This window comes from Micromonospora sp. NPDC049801, from assembly GCF_040656575.1.
Taxonomy (GTDB): domain Bacteria; phylum Actinomycetota; class Actinomycetes; order Mycobacteriales; family Micromonosporaceae; genus Micromonospora.
Genome location: NZ_JBFAMS010000001.1, coordinates 168,510 through 187,762 on the forward strand (window position 1 = coordinate 168,510; position 19,253 = coordinate 187,762).

The following is a 19,253-nucleotide window of genomic DNA, read 5'->3' on the forward strand; positions in this document are numbered from 1 at the left end:
ACTTATGAGCGTCAATAGACACGAGGTAAGCGGTTTCCTGGCGGGCTGCCGCAGCGCGACGCGGGTACGGATAACCGCACCAGGATCGTTCGGGTCGCCCGGATGTCCGGATCGCCGTCGGCGTCGAGGGTGGAACACATGGACAACGTGGTGGAACTCGACGGCGTGACCCGCACCTACGGCTCGCGCAGACGGCCGCTCGCCGCCCTTCGCGGCATCTCGCTCGTGGTGCCGGCCGGCACGTTCGTGGCGGTGATGGGAGCCACCGGCTCGGGCAAGAGCACCCTGCTGCAGTGCGCGGCGGGGTTGGACCGGCCGACGTCGGGGCGGGTCCGGCTGGTCGGCCGGGACGTCACCCGAATGCGCGAAGGCGCGCTGACCCGGCTGCGCCGCGACCGGGTGGGTTTCGTCTTCCAGTCGTACAACCTGCTGTCGGAGCTGACGGTGCGGCAGAACGTGCTGCTGCCCCGGCGGCTGGGTGGACCGCGTCCGCGCCCACTCGACGAGGTGCTGGCCGAGGTGGGTCTGTCCGGGTTGGCCGGTCGGCCGGTCGGCGAGTTGTCCGGCGGCCAACGCCAACGGGTCGCCATCGCCCGCGCGCTGGCCAGTCGTCCCGCCGTCGTGTTCGCGGACGAGCCGACCGGAGCGCTGGATCCGGCGACCGGTGAGCAGATGCTGCGCTTGCTGCGTGGCGGGGTGGACCGGGCCGGGGTGACGGTGGTGATGGTCACCCACGATCCGATGGCCGCGGCCTGGAGCGACCGACTCGTCCTGCTGCGCGACGGCGAGGTGGTGGCGGACGGCCCGACACCCGATGCGGCACACATCGGGGAGCGGCTGCGTGCCACCACGGGTGACCCAGCGGTGGCCCGGTGAGCGCGGGACTGACCCGGCAGGCGCTGCGCAAGCAGCCGTGGGCCTTCGCCGGTCCGTTCGTCACGCAGTGCCTGGCCGCCGCGCTGGTGTCCGGAGCGCTGGGCGCCAGCTCCTCGATGTCCGGCGCGCGGTTGGACCCGGCCGCCCGGCAGGTGCTGACCGAGAGCTCGATCCCCGAGATTGCCACGCTGTTCGTGGTGGTGTCCGTGTACCTGACCGCGTTGATCGTCGGACTGACCATGACGTCGTCGATCGCCCGGCAGGCGCGGGACATCGCGCTGGTGCGAGCGGTGGGTGCCACTCCCGGCCGGGTGCGCCGCGCGGTGGCGGCCCAGGCCGCCGTGGTGGCGGTGCCGGCGACCGCGCTCGGCGTACCGCTCGGTGCCCTGCTCGCCCACGCCTGGCTGGCGGGGCTCACCGGACACCAGGCGATCCCGCCCGGCGTGACGTTCCACCCGTCGCCTGCGGCACTGCCCGCGGCGCTGGGCATCACCGTCGGGGCGTCGGTGGTTGGCGCGCTGACCGCCGCGATGCGACCAGCACGGGTACGCCCCGCCGCCGCGCTGACCGAGACGGCCGTCCCGCGGCGTCGGATCAGCCTGCTGCGTACCGCGATCGGGGTGGTCCTCCTGACCGGCGGCGTCGTGCTGTCGATCCTGATCGCGAAGGGTGACCCGGCCAAGGCCGGTGAGTCGAGTCTCTTCACCATGCTGGCGATGTGCGTGGGAGCCGGCTTCCTCGGCCCGGTCCTGCTGCGGTTGGCCGCTCCGCTGACGCGACTGTTCGGGGGTACCGGGGCGCTGGCGGCGGACAACCTCGCGGTGCGCGCCACGGCGCTGTCCGGCGCGCTGGTGCCACTGGTCCTGGCGATCGCGTTCGCCACGGTGAAGGTGGTCACGCACACCACGTCCGCGCACGTGCACGGCGCTCCCGACCCGGCGGCGCAGGTGTGGACGGAGTATTCCGGCACCGCCGTCTACGTCGCCTTCGCCGCCGTCGCCGCGGTGAATACGCTGGTGACCGTACTCCTGTCCCGACGTCGGGAGCTTGCGGTGACCCGGCTGGTCGGCGCGAGCAGGATGCGCGCGCTGGCCGTGGTCGTCTGCGAAGCCCTGCTGGTGACGGTGACCGCCCTGGTGGTCGGTACCGTGGTCGCGATGGTCACCATGGTGCCGATGCTGCACGGCATGCTGGGCACGTGGATGCCCTACCTGCCACCCGGGCAACTGGCCGGCGGCCTGGCTGTGGTGCTCGGCCTGGTGCTGCTGGGCACCGTCGTGCCGGCGCTGGTCGCGATGCGCCGCCCGGCGGTGGAGTCGCTGGCGGTGGACCCGTGAGGTCCGTCGTCGGCGTGGTCCTGCGTGCTCCGACGACCGCCCGTACCTGGCGTGAGGTCGGATACACGGTCACCGGCACCGTGCTGGCCGTGCCGACGTTCGCGATAGCGCTGCTGGGGCTGGTGTTCTCCGCGCTGTCGCTGCTGACGATCGGGCTACCACTGCTGACCGGTGTGCTGCTGCTCGCGCGGCTGACCGTTCGGTACTTCCGGGGGCCGGCCCGGCTGTTCCTCGGCTGGAGCTGGCCGAACCCGCCGCCCGTGAGCCGCCGGGGGACGGGCCCGGTGCGCTGGGCTCGCGCGGTGTTGACGGACGCCAGCGGCTGGAAGGCCCTCGCGTACTGCTTCGCCCGGCTGCCGCTGATGGCCGCGGGGGCGTACCTCGGCGGGGCCCTCGTCGTCGGAGGTCTGGTGGGCGTCACCTACCCCGTGTGGGTGCACCGCTTTCCGCAAGACCCGCCGTGGGGCGGCTCCTGGGCACTGGCCGCGCAGGGGTTGACCGCGCTGCTGGTGTTCCCGTGGTACTTCCGACTCATCGTGTCGCTGGACCGGTGGCTGGTGCGGGCACTGCTGGAGCCGGGACCCGAGCGGGTCCGGATAGCGGCTCTGGAGGCCAGCCGGGCCGCGCTGCGGGCCGACGCGGCCGCGCTGCTGCGGCGGGTGGAACGGGATCTGCACGACGGTACGCAGGCCCGGCTGGTCGCGCTCGGCGTGGGTCTGTCGCGTATCGAGGGGCGAGCCGGTGAGCCGGAGCTCAAGGCGATGGTGGCCCAGGCCCGGGGCGCGGTGGTGGAGACGCTGACCGAGCTGCGGGACATCGTGCGGGGCATCCACCCGCCCGCGCTCGACACCGGCCTGAGCACCGCGATCGAGACCCTGGCCGCGCGCAGCGCGGTGCCCGTCGAGGTACACGTGGACCTGCCTGAGCGCCCGACACCCGACCTGGAATCGGCGCTGTACTTCAGCGCCGCCGAACTCCTCACCAACGTGGCGAAGCACGCCGGGGCCAGCCGGATCCGGCTGGACCTTCGCGCGCAGCATGGCGTCCTGCGCCTGACCGTCAGCGACGATGGGCGCGGTGGGGCGCGATCCGGGGGCAGGGGTACGGGTCTGGCGGGGCTGATCCGACGAGCTGAATCGCTGGACGGCGCGCTCTGGCTGGACAGTCCGCCCGGGGGACCGACGACCATCACCGTGGAGCTGCCGTGCGCGTAGTGATCGCCGAGGACAACCCGTTGCTGCGCGACGGGATCACGTTGCTGCTGACCGATCACGGGATCACCGTCGTGTCGGCGGTGGACAACGGTGACGACCTGCGCGCGGCGGTCGACGAACACCGACCGGACGCGGCGGTGGTCGACGTACGGATGCCACCGACCTTCACCGACGAAGGCCTGCGGGTGGCGTTGGCCATCCGGGCGGGCCATCCGGACACCGGCGTGCTGGTCTTCTCGCAGTGGGTGGAGACCCGGTACGCGCGGCAACTGATCGCCGAGCACCCGGGTCGGGTCGGTTACCTGCTGAAGGACCGGATCGTCAGCACCGAGGACTTCGTCGACGCGCTGCGCCGGGTGGCCGCCGGCGGGACGGCGCTGGATCCGGAGGTGGTGCGCCAGTTGTTGGCGGCGCCGTCGGTGGACGCGGGCGTCGCCCGGCTCAGCGAGCGGGAGCGCGAGGTCCTGGGGATGCTGGCCGAGGGCCGGTCCAACCTCGCCATCTGCGAGTCGCTCCACCTCGCCCCGCGCAGCGTGGAGAAGCACGTGACGGCCATCTTCACCAAACTCGACCTACCCCAGGCGCGAACCGACCACCGGCGAGTTCTCGCCGTACTGCGCTATCTGAACGCGGCACGCTGATCTCTCGTGGCAAGGAGCGGCCCATGCACGTCAGTCTCGCGACGAGCGCCGGTAGGGCCGGCCGGCCGAACGAGGACTTCGTGGGGGCGGTGCCCGGCGCCCTCGTACTGCTGGACGGCGCCGGCATTCCAGGGGCCGAGGCGTTCTGCGCGCACGGGGTCGCCTGGTACACCCATCGTCTCGGCGGCACGCTGCTCGGCGGTCTGTCGCGGGCCGACGGGCGGGGCCTCGCGGCCATCCTCGCCGACGCCATCGCTGAGACGGCCGCCGCCCATCGCGCCACCTGCGACATCACCGATCCCAGCAGCCCGCAGGCGACCGTTCTGATGGCCCGCGTCCACCGGGGACGGCTGGAGCACCTTCTGCTCGCTGACTCGTACCTCATGCTCGATGAGGTCGGCGGCGGCGTGCGGGTGGTCACCGACGAGCGCGAGGTGGCCGCCCGGCGGGAATGCTCGGTGCCCCTGGCCGGTGTCACACCCGGAACCCCGGAGTACGACCACATCCGCGCCTCCTGCGCCCTGGCACTGCGCGCTCGTCGGAACCGGCCGGGCGGTTACTGGATCGCCAAGGACGATCCGCGGGCGGCGTGGGAGGCGGTGACCGGGAGCGTCGCCCTCGACGAGTTGCACGGCATCGCGGTGCTCAGCAACGGTGCCAGCCGGATCGTCACCCCGTACGGTCTGACCGACTGGCCGGGGGTGCGGGAACTACTTGCCGCCGACGGGCCGTCCGGCGTCATCCGGCGTATCCGTGCGTTCGAGGCGCGGATGAGCGGCGACCCCGACGCCCTGGTTCCGGACGATGCCACTGTGGCCTCCTGCGGATTGCGATGAGAGCGCGTAAGGCCTTCTCCTGAGCGTGATCTGTCCAATTCTTCGGAACTGTTGTCAGCCCATCTTGTTGCGTACCGAAACTGTTGTCGGATCCCTGACTTCGCCCGTTCGTTTGGGGCATTTCGGTGCTGTGGCCCTGGCGGGTGGCACTTCGTTTGTGCTTTATTTTGACCCCTGCCGGGCCTTGCTCGATCTTGTCTGGTGTCTCCACTTGATGGTCGGACGGTTTCTACCATTTCTCGGCGAAGGAGTCTTCCGTGGCGCAGACGGTTCCTGTGCGGGTGGGTGCGGTCGAGGTGCTGGTCGAGGTCGTGCCTGCGGCTGGTTCTCAGCAGACGTCGACACCGGGACGCGTCGATCGGGCGGTGGACTACGCGGCAGGCGCGTTCGAGCGGGCGCAGTCGGCGGTGGAGGAGATCGCCGTGTCGACGGCGCGCACGGTCGGCCGGGTTACGCGCCGGGTCGGTAGCCCGGAGTCGGTCGAGGTCGAGTTCGGTCTGAAGGTGTCGGCCAAGGGTGACGTGATCGTTGCGGGCGCCGCGGGTGAGGCATCGCTGAAGGTGAAGATCACCTATGGCGCGAGTGCCGACCCTGTGCATCGCGGGCCAGGCGAAGCGGCCCCGGACGACGCGGACACCGAAACTGAGGCGCCGCAGGACGGCGCGTAATGACGACGCGGGTGGCCGGCTACGACTTTCTCGGCTGGGTTGCTGCTGATGGCGCGTCGCCTGCCGGCACCTGTTTCCAGGTCGAGGGGGGTGTGCTGGTCACAGCCCACCACGTTCTCGTGGATATCGGCGCGGCGGCGGTGGGATCCATGGTGCGGGTCGGGCCCGTCGGCGTCGGTGCGGGATGGGACGCGACGGTCGAACGCTTCGACGAGGTGCACGACCTGGCGGTCCTGCGCGCCGAGCGGCCGCTTCCGGGGTCGGCGTCGCACCTCGTTGTCTCGGACGGGGTGCGGGACAACGAGGCGGTGACGACGGCCGGCTACCCGACGGTCGAGGACGACGGGCACGAGTACGAGCTGCTGACCGCTGGAGGCCACTGGCGCGGGCCGGCGCTGCGGGACGGCGTGTTGTGGTCACGTCTACAGGCGGACGCGGTGATGCCCGGCATGAGTGGTGCGCCGGTGCTGCGGGCGTCCGACCGGGCGGTGGTCGGCGTGGTTTCCGGCCGCTACAACTCGCAGGACGGCTGGCTGGCCGGTGCCGTGTGGGTGTCGCGGGTGGAAGACCTGTCCGCGCTGCTGGAAGGGGTGGCGTCGGTCGTCGTCGAGGAGACGACGCCGGCCAATGGTCTGCTGGACCTGGTGCTGACGGTGTCGCAGTCAGAGGTGCGCCTGTCGGGGTGTGGCCAGGACGTGACCGCGGAGCATCGTGGTGTCTCAGCTGGCCTGGCCAACGCGTTGCACGACGTACGCCGGGAACGCGCTCGGCTACGTGCGGTGGTACGTGACCTTGCGACCGGTGGCCAGGCCGCCGGCGTGGTGTCGTTGCGGCGCGCCGGCGAGCTGATGGCGGAATCATTTCTGCCGGTCGCGGTGGCGCAGGCGCTTGCCCGGGTGATCCGCCGTGCCCAGCGGGAGCACGTGCCGGTGCGGGTGGGGGTGCAGGCGCCGGACTGGTGGTGGCTGCCGTGGGAGGCATTGCCGGAGCCGGTGACCGGCCGTCCGGTGGTGCTGCACGAGCTGGTGTCGGTGTATCGGAGGGTGGATGCGGCCGGCTCCCGATCGGCTGCGGCGCCGGGGCCGTTGCGGATCGTGGTGGCGATCGCCTCGCCGGAGGCCGGCAGCGGTCCGCTGCTGGATTACGAGCGGGAGTTGAGCAGTGTCCTGGACGCGGTGCACGGTGCGCACCGCAGCCGGGCGGTGGTGCGGATCGTGCCGTTCGCCACGACGGCGGCCATCCGTGCGGTCCTCGCCGAGGACACCACGCATGTGCTGCACCTGTCCGCACACGGTGCGCCGGGCGTCCTGCACCTGGAGGACGAGCAGGGGCGTCCGCGGTCGGTGGACCCGGAAACCCTGATAGCGGAGGCGATCCCGGAGGGCCGGATGCCGCGGGTGATCTCACTGGCGGCCTGCTACACCGATGTCGACGGCGAGGACGGCGCGGGGTCGTTCGCCGCCAGGCTGGCCCGGCGGGGCGTGGGCGCGGTGATCGCGACGCAGACCTCGGTCACCGACGTGTACGCCACGAGGCTGTTCGCCGCCGTGTACGCCGAGCTGGCGGCATCGGCGCGGCCGGATGTGGTCGCGGCGGTGGCGCAGGCCCGTCGGCGCGTGCAACGAGACCTGGCCACCGGTCCGGACCCGTTGACCCAGGCGGTCGGGGGCATGGACGAGTGGAGCGTGGTCAGCGTGCTGGCCGCCACACCCTCGGTGGCCGTCGCGGACGGCACCGCACCAGCCGAATCTCGCGCGGAGATCGTGCCGGACCTGGGCGGCCTCCTCGCCCGGCCCGTCGGGCAGTTCGTCGGTCGCCGACCCGCCCAGCGCGTTCTGCCCGGCCTCCTCAGTGACGGCACCGGTACGGCGGTGCTGCTGCACGGCATCGGTGGGGTCGGGAAGACCACCCTGGCCGCCGAGGTGGTGCGCCGCCTGCTGGACACCTCGCCGGACTGGCGTCTGGTCACCGTGACCGGGCCGGTCACCGTCGACGGGCTGTTGACCGCGCTCGCCGACGCGGCTCGCCGGGAACTGGTGCTGCGGACACAGTTCAGCGGCCCGCCGATGGTCGCGGTGCAGACGGCCGGTCGGGTCGACCTGCCCTGGTCGGACCGGTTCGCGCTGCTGCGCGACCAGGTTCTGGCCGGGGTCAGGATCCTGGTGGTGTTGGACAACTTCGAGGACAACCTGATCCGTGACGGCGGCATCGACGGCGGCTGGTCAGTCGGGGATTCCGGGCTGGCGGGACTGCTGGCCGCATGGCTGACCAGCCCCGGCCGGAGCCGGCTGCTGATCACCAGCCGTTACCGGTTCGGGCTACCCGTTCCGGCCGCCGAACGGCTGCATCCCTACCAGGTGCCGCCGTTGAGCCTGGCCGAGACCCGAAAGCTGCTGTGGTCGCTTCCCCGACTGGACCGGCACGCCGCCGATATCGACGCGGTGCAGCGCATCTGGCAGACCGTCGGTGGGCATCCTCGGGCCTTGGAGTACCTCGACGCGCTGCTGCCCGGCAACGGCGGCGACCCGGCCGGACGGGGCCGCTTCGCCGACATCACCCGACGCCTCCACCACGCCGTCGAAACACGGCTCGGTACTGCCGGCACGGCCGCCTGGCTGGCCCAACAGCGCACTTTGGACGCAGCGCTGGCTGACACGGTCACGCTGGCCGCCGACGATGTCCTGCTGACCGAGCACCTGACCCGCCTCGGCGCCATCGAGGGCGCGGTCCGGCTGCTGGCCGGGATCAGCGTCTACCGCGAACCCGTCGACGTCAACGGGCTGCTCTTCCAGGTCGGTGTCGCGAAGCCGGATGCCGAACAGCAGCCCGGCGACATGGCGGAGGCGGCCGCGGAGATCACGGACCTGCTGTCGCGTTATGCACTCGATCTCAACGGGCTGGCGGAGGCAATCGGGCAGGACAGCCCGCTGACCCCGGTAGACACCGAACGTCTCGTCCGGCTTCTTGAGCAGGCACGCCGACCGCCTCAGCCCCCGTTCACCGCACCACCGGGGATGGCCGGGCTGGCCCAGAAACTCGCCACTACCAGTCTGATAGCGATCGTCGATGACGGCCGGATCGTGATGCACCGCTGGACCGCCGCCGAGCTGCATCGCCACTGGAACAGCGACCAAGGTCCGCACCACCGCCCCGGGCTGGTCACCGCCGCCCACCGGGCCGCCGCGACATACTGGCAGTGGCGCGTGGGGAGATGGCCGCAAGATCGGCTCGACGACCTCCACGATCTCGGCGAGAGCCGGCACCACCTGCTGGCCGCCGGCGATCTGGAAACCGCCGGCACCGTCACCGAGCACATCTGCAGCCAACTCGACGAGTGGGGGGCCTGGGACCGAGAGGCCAGCCTCATCCACGACACCCTGCGCTGGCTTCCTGAAAATTCACCCCGTCGGCCGGCCTGGTACCAGCAGCTCGGCATCCTCGCCCAGCTTCGCGGCGACTACGCCGAGGCGGAGCGTCGTTACCAGCAGTCCCTGGCCATTGAGGAGGCGCTGGGGAATCAGGCCGGCATGGCCAGCAGCTATCACCAGATGGGCATCCTCGCTCAGTATCGGGGTGACTATGCCGAGGCGGAGCGTCGTTACCAGCAGTCCCTGGCCATCGAGGAGGAGCTGGGAAACCAGGCCGGCGTGGCCGCCAGCTACGGTCAGCTCGGAACCCTCGCCCAGCTTCGGGGTGACTACGGTGAGGCCGAACGCCGTTACCAGCAGTCTCTGGCGATCAGCGAGGGGCTGGGCAACCGGTCCGGCATGGCTGCCAATTACCACCAGCTGGGTATCCTCGCGCAGGGGCGGGGTGACTACGGCGAGGCGGAGCGTCGTTACCAGCAGTCCCTGGCGATCAAAGAGGAGCTGGGGAATCGGTCTGGCATGGCTACCGGTTACCACCAGCTCGGCATCCTCGCTCAGTATCGGGGTGACTATGCCGAGGCGGAGCGTCGTTACCAGCAGTCCCTGACCATCGAGGAGGAGCTGGGAAACCAGGCCGGCATGGCGGCCAGCTACGGTCAGCTCGGAACCCTCGCCCAGCTTCGGGGTGACTACGAGGAGGCCGAACGCCGTCACCAGCAGTCTCTGGCGATCAACGAAGGGCTGGGCAACCAGTCCGGCATGGCTATCAACTACCACCATCTGGGCATCCTCGCGCAGGAGCGGGGTGACTACGGCGAGGCTGAACACCGTTACCAGCAGTCCCTGGCGATCAAAGAGGAGCTGGGGAATCAGTCTGGTATGGCTGCCAGTTACCACCAGATGGGCGTGCTCGCTCAGCTTCGGGGTGACTACCGTGAGGCCGAACGCCGTTACCAGCAGTCTCGGGCGATCAACGAAGGGCTGAGCAACCAGGCCGATATGGCCACCTCAATCAGCCAGCTCGGGACTCTGCGTACCGAAATGGGGGAATTTGGCGAGGCGGTGACCTTCCACTGCCAGGCCCTCGCGATACGGCTCGGGATCGGCGTTCCCCAAGCCGGCTTCAATTTCGCCCGGCTCCGTGAGCTCCGCAGGATGCTCGGCGAGCACGATTTTCGCGGCGCCGTCATCGCTGCCCTCGACGAACAATCGGTGCGGACGCTGATCGCACTACTGGACCAGGCGGAAGGTCCAGAGCAGGAAGACGGCACAGGGCGGTCCGTCGTTGGCGAGGAGTAAAGGCACGCCGTCTTGCCGTGCCCCTACGGCAACGGGTTCGGCGTGATCTGATGCCGTGGTGGAGTACGAGTTCGAGGATGCCGTGTGGGAGTGGCGCGGGCCATCGCCGTACCACTTCGTAACGATTCCACCCGAGTGCGTCGACATGGTGCGTCAGGTGGCATCCGCCGTCACCTACGGCTGGGGCATGATCCCGGTCGAGGTCCGGCTTGGGCGAAGCCGGTGGCGCACCTCGCTGTTCCCGAGGGACGGGGGCTACGTCCTTCCGCTGCGGGACTCGGTGCGCAACAAGGAGGGCATTGCCCTCGACGACGTCGTGCACATCCACCTCGCTGTCCGGCCGCGGTAGGGCGGCTCGCCCACCCGCCCTGGTCGGACGCTGAGCCACAGCGTCCGACCAGGGGGGCTGCTAGAGGTACGGGCGCGTGATGAGTTCGATCGCGTGTCCTGCCGGGTCCTTGAAGTAGACCCCTCGGCCGCCGTGCTCGGTGTTCGTTTCACCTGGCCGCTTCATCTGCGGGTCGGCCCAGTACGTGACGCCTCGTTCCTGGATGTACGCCAGGCCACGCGCGAAGAGCTCGTCGTCGACGAGGAACGCGTAGTGCTGCATCTGGATGTCCACCGGCGGCTCGGCGAACTGGAGCAGCACCCCCTCGTCCAGCAGTACATTGACGAACGGCCCCCACGGGGGCGCCTCCGGGAGTCCGAACAGTTCCCGGTAGAAGGCCGCCGACGCGTGCTTGTCCGTCGAGGCGATGATGGTGTGGTTGAACGTGACCGTCACGAGTACCCGTCTTTCGGTCGATCCGAAGACCCGACCGGAAGCACACGGCGTCCAGCAGCCGTACTGAATTGACAGACCCCGGAGGCGAGAACGCTCCGGACCCATGCGGGAGACGCGTACGCGTCGATCTCGGCATGGCGGCTGAAGTAGCCAGAACCTCCGGGGGTAGGCCCATCTGGGGCGCATCAAGAGGCTAACACGATGCCTTCTCACGTGCGTGACCACCACCTACCGCCAAGCGAACGCGAAGCTCGGACGTTTGGCTATCGTCTCCGGCATGGCGATCGATCTCTCCGGCGTCGTCGGCGCGGCCTTCCTCGCGGACGGCCCGGCCGATGGTGTCGACCTCAGCCTGTTCGGGCAGTTCGCGGGCTCCTGGACGCTGGACTGCACCGAGTACGAACCCGACGGGTCGTCGACCGTCCGTCGTGGCGAGTGGCACTTCGGGTACGCGCTCGGCGGGCGGGCGACCACCGACGTCTGGATCCTGCCGGGCGTCGAACACGGCGTCAGCGTGCGGTTCCCCGACCCGTCGGCGGGTGCGGGGGTGTGGCGTTCGACGTGGGTGGGCCCGGCCCGCCGGCGGACACACACCTTCCTGGCGTCCCGGGTCGGCGACGAGATCGTGCTCGACGGCGGTGACCTGCGGTGGACCTTCTCCGACATCGGTGCCGACGAGTTCCGCTGGCGCAACGAGGCGCGACAGCCCGACGGGGAGTGGCGACTCCAGCAGACGTTTCAGGTGTGGAGGTCGTCCTGAACTCGCCAGCACATTCTGGGCCTGAGCTACGCCCCAGCCGTCGCCAACAGCAGCGCCTCCGCGCCGACCGGGCGGAACCCGGCCGCCTGGAAGGCGCGCACGCTGCGGGCGTTGCCGGCCGCCTGCTGTGCCCAGAGCGGTTGCCCATCGGGTACGAGATGTCGGGCGGCCGTGGCCAGCGCCCGCCCCAGGCCCCGGTGGCGGCAGTCCTCGTCGACCTCGATCGCCGTCTCCCAGCGGCCCGCCACGCCTCGGCCCAGCACGACCACCCCGCCGTCGGCGGCCCAGACCCGGACGTCGTCACGACGGCGACGAGCCCGGCCCGCGCGGGCGTGACCGGCGTCCGGGACTTCGGTCAGCCGCAGCGGGGGCGGGCCGGTTAGCGGACTCGCGACGGTCAGCAGGTCGATGGTGTCGGTGCGGCGCCCGGTGCGGTCGAGCAGCGCGACGAGGAAACGCGGATTCATCGTGGCCGCCAGGCCGTCGCAGTCGATGGCCGCCAGCGTGTGGCGTACCCATTCGGGGTCTTCGTTGGTGAACACCACGGAGTGCGCGGTGAACGCGATGACGCCGGCGTCGCGGTGGCACGGCTGCGGTACGACGGTGGTCCCGCCGTCGGCCGGCGGGAAGTGCCCGTTCGCTGCCGCTCGCAGGATGTCGGCCAGGGTGCTGCCGGCGATCGTGGTCTCCTCGGTTCGGTGGGAAGCGCCGACGGCCGGCGCGTGACGCGCCGGCCGCCGGGTTGCGCCGATCTCAGCTGCCGGTGCAGGTGGCGGTGGTGCCGCTGCCGTTTCCGGTGCCCTGGAATCCGAAGCTGGTGCTCTGGCCTGCGGCGAGTCGTCCATTGTAGCTCTGGTTCGCGACGGTGACGGTCCCGCTGCTACCGGTCGCGACACCGTTCCACAGCGAGGTGATTGAGGCGCCACTGGGCAGGTTGAGGGTGACCCGCCAGCCGCTGAGGGCGGTGCTTCCGGCGGTGACGGTGACGTTGGCGACGAAGCCGCCGTTCCACTGGTCCTGCACGGCGTAGGTCGCGGTGCAGGCGGCGCCCGTCGGCGGCGGCGTGGTCGGCGGCGGCGTGGTCGGCGGGGGAGTCGTGGGCGGCGGCGTGGTCGGCGGCGGAGTCGTGGGCGGGGGAGTTGTGGGCGGCGGCGTGGTCGGCGGCGTGTCGCCGTCCAGCGTCAGGTTCTTCTGCTGGACCGTCCACTGGGTACGGCACAGGCCGCAGTTGGGCCCGACGAAGTTCGCGCCGGCGGTGGTGTCGCCCTTGAGCCGCCACTTGAGGTAGAGCACCGCGACGCGGCCGAACTCGCCGCCGTTGGTCTGGTCGTACGTGCCGCCGTGCCCGACGTTGAGGTTGCCCATGAAGGCGGGCAGCGTGGACGGCAGCTTGCCCCAGTCGTCGATGGCGTTCGGGTAGGCGATGTCGCTGGGCCCGCCGATGATGTAGGCGATCGGCTTGGTCAGTCTCCTGAGCTGGTAGTCGTCGGCGTCGTTGAGCAGGCCGCTGCTGAAGATCCCGGTGGTGGTGACGCGCGGGTCGTTGGAGACGGCGTACGCCTCCAGCCCGCCGCAGGAGAAGCCCGCGACCGCGACCTTCGTCGTGTCGATCTTGTTGAAGTATTTGCTGCCCTGCCGGGAGTTCTCCGCGATGGCCCAGTCGATGGACTGGGTGAGCATCTGGGAGTTGGTGGAGCCGGAGCCGTTCGGGGCCCCGTTGGCGATGGCGAGGAAGCCGTGCGAGGCGATCTCGCGCAGGAAGTTACCCTGCGAGAGGCCGTTGGCCGAGCAGCCGCCGTTGCCCCAGACGAAGATGGGCAGGCGCTCGGACGGAAGCGTCTGCGGCCGGAAGATGGTGTGGTTGGTCAGGCTGGCCGAGGTCTCGTAGTCGGCGGGGTAGGGGCCGGAACCGCCCACGGCGGCATCGGCCGGCGTCGCGCCGAGCGTAATGATCATCGAGGCGATCGGCACCACGGCGGCCGCCAACCCCGCGTAGATCTTCGATCTTCTTCTCATGCGCGCCTCCAACGGATGTCACGGTGGGGCTCCCCGCGGCGGCGGTGGCGGCGGTACGTTCGCGCGGCGAGCGCAGGCCACGGGCCAGGTCGATAGGTACGTGTCGACCACCCGGCGGGGTCCCCACAGGCGATCCGATGGGAGCGGTGTGCAGTTACTATCACTGCCGCAACGAAAAGTGTCAATGTCTGGAGAGGTCTCAACGCCGGCTTCGGCGTGCCGGCCCGATGCCACCCGACCCGGCCGTCGGGAGGTCCTCCGAGGCCTCGAAGTGGGTGATCCACGCGGCGGCGTCCGGCCAGTGCGGTGTCGCCACCTCGACCAGCCGCGCCTGCGCGAGCGCGCCGAGCGCGGAGTGGATCTCCAGGAAGGTGTCCCTGGCCTCCTGGCGGGGCCACGGCTTCGGCAGCAGGTGGTCGGGCAGGTCCGGGTCGATGTCGGCGAACCGCCGCCAGGAGTCCATGGCCGAGGTCCGGGCCACCAGCGCCCGCGCCGCGTCCACCTCGTTGTCACGTACGGCCGCCCGCAGCGGCGCGTACCGCCGGATGAAGCGCGAGTACTCCGACGCGAGAGCGGCCAGGTCGTACGCGCCGGCCGGACCGTGTGGTCCGGACTCCTCGTCGAACCGGACGTGCATCACCGACCACCGGGCGCCCTCGACCTGGTCCAGCAGCTCGCTCAGCGCCCCCTGCGCCGGCGCGGCGTCCGATCCCGGCCGGATCCACACGCTGTCGTACAGGCCCGCGAAACGTAGCGCGCCCAGTGTTTTGCGTACGGCGTGCCGCGACGCCTGCCCGGAAGTCGGGATCGAGAAGGAGGCCAGCACCCAGTCGCCCGTCCAGTGTGGTGGCCGAGCGCCGAACGTCAGGAAGTGCCGCATCCGCACGCGATGCCGGGCGATCGCCTCGGGCGTCAGGTGGTAGACCGGGGGCCGTCGGCTCGCCCTCATCGCGATCAGGCCCCGCTTGACCAGTCGGGACAGGGCGGCACGGGCACTGGACTGGCTGACCCCGAACTCCGCGAGGATCGCGATGACCGCCGCCGACGGCAGGTCGGCGTCCGCCGAGTCGAGATACTCGCCGAGTACCGTCGCCAGCAGGTGCTGCGGGCTGGACCCGGTCTGCGCTCGGGGAGCTCGCACGTCATCACCGTTCACCTCACCAGATTGCCGCACCGGGCGGTGTGCAGCCCGTCAGGTCAGCGCGGCCGCCCTGCGCAGGAGCACCGATCGTTCGCGCTGGTTGGCGCAGAGCCCGGCCGCCGCCTCCAGCTCGGCGCGGGCCTCCGCCCGCCGACCGAGCCGGGCCAGCAACTCGCCGCGTACGGTCGGGACCAGATGTGATCCGGGGAGTCGGCCGGCGGTGACCAGCTCGTCCACGATGGCCAGCGCCCGCGCCGGACCGGAGGCCATGGCCACGGCGACGGCCCGGTTGAGCTCGACGACCGGTGACGGCGCGACCCGGCTGAGCGCGTCGTAGAGCCGCACGATCCGGGTCCAGTCGGTCGCCTCCACCGACGGCGCCGACGCGTGGGTGGCGGCGATAGCGGCCTGTAGACCGTAGGGGCCGAGGCGACCGGTCGATGCCCTGGCCAGCGCGGCCAGCCCCCGGCCGATCGCGGCGGCGTCCCACCGCCGTCGGTCCTGATCCTCGAGCAGGACCGGCGTGCCGTCCGGGCCGACCCGGGCCGGGAAACGCGCGGCCGTCAGCTCGCACAGCGCGAGCAGGCCGTGCACCTCCGCCTCGTCGGGCTGGAGCGCCGCCAGCGCACGGGCCAGTCGGATCGCCTCGTACGCGACGTCCGGGCGCAGCAGGTGGTCGCCCGACGTGGCCGTCGACCCCTCGGTGAAGATCGCGTACAGGACGTGCAGCACGCCGCCCAGCCGTGCCCGGCGCTCGCCGGACGGCGGCAGCTCGAAGGGCACCCCGGCCGCCGCGATGGTCTTCTTGGCGCGCGTGATGCGGGCCTGCACGGTCGGCACGGGCACGAGGAACGCGCGGGCGATCTCCTCGCTGGACAGCCCACCGACCACGCGCAGGGTCAGCGCCACCCGGGCCTCGGGGGAGAGCACCGGGTGGCAGCTGACGAACATCAGGGCGAGGATGTCGTCGTCGATCCGGTCGGGGTCCACCTCCTCGTCCAGCGCCGAGCCGACCGCCGTGTCGGTCGCCAGGAGGGCGTACCGCTCGCGCAGCGCGCTCCGGCGGCGGATCGTGTCGATGGCCCGTCGACGGGCCGTGGCCATCAGCCAGCCGGCCGGATTGGCCGGGGACGCGCGCGGCCACGACACCAGCGCCTCGGCCACCGCCTCCTGGGCGGCGTCCTCGGCCAGCCCGAGATCGCCGGTGAACCGGGTCAGCGCGGCGACGATCCGCGCCGACTCGACCCGCCAGACGGCCTCGACGTCGGCCGTACCCATCAAATCTCGCCGTCGTTCCCGCTGCCCGGCGGGACCTCGTCGGCCTCCGCCACCCGCCGGACCTCGATCTTGGACCCGCGGACCGCCGGGACGCGCGTGGCCCACTCGACGGCCTCCCGCTTCGAGTCGACGTCGAGCAGGAAGTAGCCCCCGAACAGTTCCCTGGTCTCGCCGTACGGGCCGTCCGTGACCATCGGGGCGTCGCCGCCGAAGTCGACCACGACGCCCTGGCCCGGATCGTCCAGTCCTTCGGCCGCGAGGAGGACGCCGGCCTTCAGCATCTCCTCGATGAACTGGCCGGTCGCGGCCATCGCCTCGTCGATCGACGCCATCATGGCCGCGTTCGACTCGTCGGTGCCCCGCATGATCAGCATGTACTTCGCCATTGCCTTCTCCTCCTTCGGCGGGGTCGCCGCTCGCCCCTCGCGCCTCTTCGTCGAACGAGCTGACCGCGCATCGACACCGTCGCAGAGAATTCTCCGACGGTGCGGCGCGGACTCGCGCCGATGCCGCGAAGCGGGCCGTCACAGGTCGACGCGGACGGCGACCCTGCTCGACCTCGTCGGCGGCGTCCCCGGACGCCACCGCAATGCCGCCGGATGGACGCTCGGACTCCGCTCGGCTCGACCGCCCTTATGAAACAGGACCCCACGCCCAGGAGGGACGCCAGGTCGGCGCGGGCAGCGGCGTCAGCCCTGCGCAGTGGTCGAGCACCGCGCGTAGCCCCGGGTGCGGGTTCGCGCGGCGCAGGAGGAGCGAGAGTGGGTACGCGAGCGTCGGGCGCGCGATCGGGATGCGGCGCAGGTCGTGCGTCGCCGGCCAGAGGTACCTGTCGCGCGCGCCGACCAGGGTCGCCACGTCGGGGGATTCGGCGAGGACGTCGAGGAGCACCTCGTTGCCGAAGTTCGGCCCGGCGGCGTCGATCCGTAGGTCGAAGGCCTCGGTGAGCTGGTCGTAGAAGTCCGCCCACTCGCTGCGTGGCGCGATGCCCGGCACCCAGATCCGGTGCCCCCGAAGCTGGGCCGGCGTCAGCGTGCGCGCGGCGGCGAGCGGGTGCCGTGGGCCGACGAGCAGTTCCAGCGCCGAGTCGAAGGCGTGGACCATCCGCACGTCGCGCGGCAGCGTCGTCGGATCGGTGACGGACCGGAACGAGGCGTCGACGTCGCCCGCCTGGATGGCGGCGACCGCCTCGCGCGGGTCGTTGACCCGCAGTGTCACGACGTCGAGGTCGGTCTGCGGATGGGAGCGCCAGTAGTCGTGCAGGACCACGGCCTGCGCGGAGCGCAGGCCGAGCACGTCGATCCGCAGGGCCCGCGAGCCGGGCCTGATCGCGGCGACCGCGCGGTCCACCCCGGCGACGATGCCCCGGGCGTGCGGGAGGAACGCCTGGCCGTCGAGTGTCAGCTCGACCCCTCGGGGGGTACGCGTGAACAACCGGACCGCGAGGGCGCGTTCGAGCGCCGCGATCCGCTTGGAGATCGCCTGCTGCGTCACCCCCAGCTCGTCGGCCGCGTGCTGCAACTGCCCGAACTCGGCCGCCCGCACGAACGACCGCACCGCCTCGGTATCCACCGGCTTATTATGCCCATCCACAACTGCTGGTTGTGGCTCGCGGGATCCCAGTTGTTTGCTTCCGCGCGGGCGCGAGAGTTGTGCTGCCCCCGGATGTCGGTGGATTCGGGAGGGTCGCATGCGGGGGCGGTTGGGGCGCGATTTCGGTTGGCTGTGGTCGGCGTACGCCGCCAGCACGTATGGCACCTGGCTCGCCTTCGGTGCGTTTCCGCTGATCGCGGTCCGTGTTCTGGACTCTTCGGCGGTCGCCGTGGCGGTGCTGGAGGCGGCCGGTCTCGCGGTCGCGGCGGTGGTGGCCTTTGCCCTCGGGCCATGGGTCGAGCACCGCGCGAAGCGACCGGTGATGATCACGATGGACCTCGTCCGCTTCGTCGCGATGGTCAGCGTCCCGGCCGCGTACGGCCTCGGGCTTCTGTCGTACGGTCAACTGCTGGTTGTGTCGATCATCTCGGGGACTGCGGGCATCGCCTTCTCCGCCGCGTCCGGGGCGTACCTGAAACATCTGGTGCGTGGCGCGGACCTGCTGGCGGCCAACGGGCGGTTCGAGGGCACGGCCTGGGTGGCGACCGCGGCCGGGCCGCCCCTGGGTGGCGCGCTCGCCGGGCTGCTCGGTCCGGTCGTGACCGTCCTGGCCGACGCCGTCAGCTACCTGCTGTCCGCGTTCGCGATCCTGCGTGTGCGGGGCGGCGACGTCGCCACACCTCGTGGCCGCGCTGCGGGGCTGCGGCCCGCGGACCTGCTGCACGGGGGCAGGCTCATCCTCGGCGACGGCGTCCTGCGCGGGCTGTTCCTCAACTCGATTCTGGTCGGTGGCCTCATCATGGCCACCGCGCCGCTGCTGGCCGTGCTCCTGCTGGGCCAGTACCACCTGCCGGCGTGGCAGTACGGCCTCGCCTTCGGCATCCCGGCGCTCGGTGGGCTGCTGGGCGCCCGCCTCTCCGCGCGCCTGGTGAGCCGCCACGGCCGACACCGAGTCATGATCGTCTTTGGCTGGCTGCGTTCGGTCTTCCCACTCGGTCTCGCCCTCGTCCAGCCGGGTGTGCCCGGACTCGTCACCGTGATCGTCGTCGAGGGACTGCTGATCACGTGCATGGGAGTCTTCAATCCGATCTACGCGACCGAACGCCTGCGCCGGGTCCCCGCGGGTCACGCCGCGCGGGTGCTCAGCACGTGGAGTGCCGTCGGCAAGCTCCTGCAGGCTGCCCTGATGGTGGGCTGGGGTCTTCTCGCCACGCTCACCAGCCCGCTCGCCGCGATCACGCTCTCCGGAGTCCTGCTGCTTGCCACCCCGCTGTTGCTGCCCAGCCGGACACCGTCGGTGGCCCCCGAGGCCAGTACGTCCGGGCGCGACGTCCGGGTCGGGTGACCTTCCGCGGACATCCGCTTTATATTCCCGAACGTCGATGTTAACGTTCACTTAACGTCGTCGTCTGCCAGTCGACATGGTCGTCGGCAGTGACCCG

At 71.2% G+C, this 19,253-nt stretch carries 17 protein-coding genes; 10 read left to right on the forward strand and 7 right to left on the reverse strand.

What is annotated here, in order from left to right; all coding sequences use genetic code 11:
• Positions 1–138 precede the first annotated feature (138 nt).
• From AB0I89_RS00780 to AB0I89_RS00815, 8 genes are all read left to right on the forward strand, one after another.
• Positions 139–876 carry an ABC transporter ATP-binding protein gene (locus AB0I89_RS00780; RefSeq protein ID WP_357117956.1) on the forward strand — a complete coding sequence of 246 codons (738 nt, stop codon included), beginning with the start codon at positions 139–141 and terminating at the stop codon, positions 874–876.
• On the forward strand, positions 873–2,213 hold the full coding sequence (locus AB0I89_RS00785; RefSeq protein ID WP_357117959.1) for an FtsX-like permease family protein: 1,341 nt from the start codon (positions 873–875) through the stop codon (positions 2,211–2,213). The genes AB0I89_RS00780 and AB0I89_RS00785 overlap by 4 nt, the downstream gene beginning before the upstream one ends.
• On the forward strand, positions 2,210–3,427 hold the full coding sequence (locus AB0I89_RS00790; protein WP_357117962.1) for a sensor domain-containing protein: 1,218 nt from the start codon (positions 2,210–2,212) through the stop codon (positions 3,425–3,427). Before AB0I89_RS00785 ends, AB0I89_RS00790 begins: the two co-directional genes overlap by 4 nt.
• A complete protein-coding gene (locus AB0I89_RS00795) occupies positions 3,418–4,068 on the forward strand; it encodes a response regulator transcription factor (protein WP_357117965.1) in 651 nt (216 codons plus the stop codon). The genes AB0I89_RS00790 and AB0I89_RS00795 overlap by 10 nt, the downstream gene beginning before the upstream one ends.
• A 23-nt stretch (positions 4,069–4,091) precedes the next feature.
• The gene (locus AB0I89_RS00800; RefSeq protein ID WP_357117968.1) at positions 4,092–4,904 is read left to right on the forward strand and encodes a hypothetical protein; all 813 of its coding nucleotides are present in this window, start codon (positions 4,092–4,094) and stop codon (positions 4,902–4,904) included.
• Between the two features lie 257 nt (positions 4,905–5,161).
• On the forward strand, positions 5,162–5,572 hold the full coding sequence (locus tag AB0I89_RS00805) for a CU044_2847 family protein (protein ID WP_357117971.1): 411 nt from the start codon (positions 5,162–5,164) through the stop codon (positions 5,570–5,572).
• Complete coding sequence (locus AB0I89_RS00810) at positions 5,572–10,239, forward strand: tetratricopeptide repeat protein (RefSeq protein ID WP_357117974.1); 4,668 nt, start codon at positions 5,572–5,574, stop codon at positions 10,237–10,239. Before AB0I89_RS00805 ends, AB0I89_RS00810 begins: the two co-directional genes overlap by 1 nt.
• A 58-nt stretch (positions 10,240–10,297) precedes the next feature.
• On the forward strand, positions 10,298–10,588 hold the full coding sequence (locus AB0I89_RS00815) for a DUF1905 domain-containing protein (RefSeq protein WP_357117977.1): 291 nt from the start codon (positions 10,298–10,300) through the stop codon (positions 10,586–10,588).
• A 60-nt stretch (positions 10,589–10,648) separates the two neighbouring features.
• On the opposite strand, the gene AB0I89_RS00820 is transcribed toward AB0I89_RS00815, so the two are convergent.
• The gene (locus AB0I89_RS00820) at positions 10,649–11,023 is read right to left on the reverse strand and encodes a VOC family protein (protein ID WP_357117980.1); all 375 of its coding nucleotides are present in this window, start codon (positions 11,021–11,023) and stop codon (positions 10,649–10,651) included.
• A gap of 277 nt (positions 11,024–11,300) precedes the next feature.
• Here AB0I89_RS00820 and AB0I89_RS00825 point away from each other — a divergent pair, with 277 nt between their 5' ends.
• Positions 11,301–11,783 carry a hypothetical protein gene (locus tag AB0I89_RS00825; RefSeq protein WP_357117983.1) on the forward strand — a complete coding sequence of 161 codons (483 nt, stop codon included), beginning with the start codon at positions 11,301–11,303 and terminating at the stop codon, positions 11,781–11,783.
• A gap of 26 nt (positions 11,784–11,809) precedes the next feature.
• On the opposite strand, the gene AB0I89_RS00830 is transcribed toward AB0I89_RS00825, so the two are convergent.
• From AB0I89_RS00830 to AB0I89_RS00855, 6 genes are all read right to left on the reverse strand, one after another.
• Positions 11,810–12,463 carry a GNAT family N-acetyltransferase gene (locus AB0I89_RS00830; protein ID WP_357119399.1) on the reverse strand — a complete coding sequence of 218 codons (654 nt, stop codon included), beginning with the start codon at positions 12,461–12,463 and terminating at the stop codon, positions 11,810–11,812.
• 73 nt (positions 12,464–12,536) lie between these two features.
• Entirely contained in the window at positions 12,537–13,799 is a 1,263-nt protein-coding gene (locus AB0I89_RS00835) for a cellulose binding domain-containing protein (protein WP_357117986.1), read from the reverse strand.
• A 199-nt stretch (positions 13,800–13,998) separates the two neighbouring features.
• On the reverse strand, positions 13,999–14,940 hold the full coding sequence (locus AB0I89_RS00840) for a PaaX family transcriptional regulator C-terminal domain-containing protein (RefSeq protein WP_357117991.1): 942 nt from the start codon (positions 14,938–14,940) through the stop codon (positions 13,999–14,001).
• Positions 14,941–14,991: 51 nt separating this feature from the next.
• The gene (locus tag AB0I89_RS00845) at positions 14,992–16,218 is read right to left on the reverse strand and encodes a sigma-70 family RNA polymerase sigma factor (RefSeq protein ID WP_357117994.1); all 1,227 of its coding nucleotides are present in this window, start codon (positions 16,216–16,218) and stop codon (positions 14,992–14,994) included.
• Positions 16,218–16,604, reverse strand: a complete 387-nt coding sequence (locus AB0I89_RS00850; protein ID WP_357117997.1) for a YciI family protein — start codon at positions 16,602–16,604, stop codon at positions 16,218–16,220. The genes AB0I89_RS00845 and AB0I89_RS00850 overlap by 1 nt, the downstream gene beginning before the upstream one ends.
• Positions 16,605–16,851: 247 nt before the next feature.
• Positions 16,852–17,790 carry a LysR family transcriptional regulator gene (locus tag AB0I89_RS00855; RefSeq protein ID WP_357118000.1) on the reverse strand — a complete coding sequence of 313 codons (939 nt, stop codon included), beginning with the start codon at positions 17,788–17,790 and terminating at the stop codon, positions 16,852–16,854.
• A gap of 118 nt (positions 17,791–17,908) precedes the next feature.
• Between AB0I89_RS00855 and AB0I89_RS00860 the strand changes: the two genes are divergently transcribed.
• Positions 17,909–19,156: an MFS transporter gene (locus AB0I89_RS00860; RefSeq protein WP_357118003.1), complete on the forward strand. Its 1,248-nt coding sequence runs from the start codon at positions 17,909–17,911 to the stop codon at positions 19,154–19,156.
• Positions 19,157–19,253 lie beyond the last annotated feature (97 nt).

Excerpts from the sequence above, each read along its gene's own strand:
- AB0I89_RS00780 (WP_357117956.1), top strand. The coding sequence starts at position 139 with ATGGACAACGTGGTGGAACTCGACGGCGTGACCCGCACCTACGGCTCG.
- AB0I89_RS00800 (WP_357117968.1), top strand. The coding sequence starts at position 4,092 with ATGCACGTCAGTCTCGCGACGAGCGCCGGTAGGGCCGGCCGGCCGAAC.
- AB0I89_RS00810 (WP_357117974.1), top strand. The coding sequence starts at position 5,572 with ATGACGACGCGGGTGGCCGGCTACGACTTTCTCGGCTGGGTTGCTGCT.
- AB0I89_RS00825 (WP_357117983.1), top strand. The coding sequence starts at position 11,301 with ATGGCGATCGATCTCTCCGGCGTCGTCGGCGCGGCCTTCCTCGCGGAC.
- AB0I89_RS00835 (WP_357117986.1), bottom strand. The coding sequence starts at position 13,799 with ATGAGAAGAAGATCGAAGATCTACGCGGGGTTGGCGGCCGCCGTGGTG.
- AB0I89_RS00845 (WP_357117994.1), bottom strand. The coding sequence starts at position 16,218 with ATGGGTACGGCCGACGTCGAGGCCGTCTGGCGGGTCGAGTCGGCGCGG.
- AB0I89_RS00850 (WP_357117997.1), bottom strand. The coding sequence starts at position 16,604 with ATGGCGAAGTACATGCTGATCATGCGGGGCACCGACGAGTCGAACGCG.
- AB0I89_RS00860 (WP_357118003.1), top strand. The coding sequence starts at position 17,909 with ATGCGGGGGCGGTTGGGGCGCGATTTCGGTTGGCTGTGGTCGGCGTAC.